This window comes from Anaerobiospirillum sp. NML120448 (genome assembly GCF_023050945.1).
In the GTDB taxonomy this organism is placed as follows: domain Bacteria; phylum Pseudomonadota; class Gammaproteobacteria; order Enterobacterales; family Succinivibrionaceae; genus Anaerobiospirillum.
Window position 1 is genome coordinate 1 of record NZ_JALKIM010000177.1, and the last position, 1,324, is coordinate 1,324.

Annotated in this window: 1 protein-coding gene; it reads right to left on the reverse strand. The window is 34.4% G+C overall.

Annotation, left to right across the window (positions count from 1 at the left end):
- On the reverse strand, nucleotides 1–1,324 hold a 1,324-nt coding region (locus tag MXE38_RS12310; RefSeq protein ID WP_246915502.1), incomplete at both ends, for an IS630 family transposase.

A 1,324-nucleotide genomic window follows, 5' to 3' on the forward strand; every position in this document is an offset into this window, starting at 1 on the left:
TAAGAAAATTGCAAAGGAACCTCCTCACCTGAAAGATCAATGTACTCAGGCTTAGGATTGTTTTCATTTACATGATTTGCAACTATCTCTGCTGAGTTTCGTTTTGCAAACTCCTCTCTGTATGCTTTATCAGCAGCTGGTACGCCTGCGTCAGCTAGCGCTTTTAGAGTGTGCAATCTTTGATTAAGGTTATGTTGTACATCAAACCTCCACTTAAAAGGCTGTTTCTTCCGATCGTTATAGTAGTTAATAAAATCCGAAATACCAGCTTTAAGGTGGTTTTTATCTTTCCAAGCAACCCCTTTAAGAGCAGATCTTGTGAGGTTTCCAAAAAAGCTTTCAACCAAATTGATCCAGCTTGCGGAAGTTGGGGTAAAGTTAAAAGTAAACATATGATGCTGTTCATACCAATCGGCATCATATTTCTTATGAGTGTTCAAGTTATCGAGAACTAAATGAATTTTCTTCATACTTTTTAGTGACTCGTACTTTTGTACCAAATCAGCTAAAAATTGATGAAAATCTTTTTTAGTCTTTGTTTCTTGAAAGTCATAATAAACTTCGCCAGTATGTGGGTTTAAGGCAGCAATTAAATTAACTACTCCATTACGAGTATAACGACAACTGCAATACAACCTACCTTTGTAAGTTCTATACTTGATAAAATAATTGGCTTGAATGCATGTCTTCTCGTCCACACAAAGAACACACTCACCTTCAGCAGGAGGAGTCTTATATAAAAAGTCAATTCTCCTAGCTTTATCCTCATATTGGGTGTCTAAACTAACACAATAACTTCCCGAAGCTCTTATTTGGAGCTTAGTCCTTTTGATATATGTATTAAGTGTTCCTACAGAAACATTAATACACTTAGCCAACATGTGTTGAGTAAACACCTCTTTGCCTTGAAGATCAGCCATCAACGAGTCGAAATCATCTGATTTAAGATTGAATTGGTTGCTCTCTAGAATTTTTAAAGCACCCTTAGTTCCTGCAATAATCAGTTGGTTTAGTACAATTGCTTTTTCATCGGTAATTACAAGAGCTTTTTGTCTAGTAAAAACTTGAGGTGCAATGAACTTATCAAAACCTAACTTAATAAAACTATTAAGAATTTGGTAGATTGAAGATTGGCTTAAATCAAGTATTTCAGCAATTTCTTTGATACTGTGTTTACCGTCATAAGCATATACTATTACTTTGGCTCGTTTAAGGTTAATTTGTCGAATGTTCTGCTGCTTAATGTACTTAACACACTTATCAAAATCTATTTTTAGATTCTCATTGCTGTTAATTTTGTCACGTAATTCATTTAAAATTACAT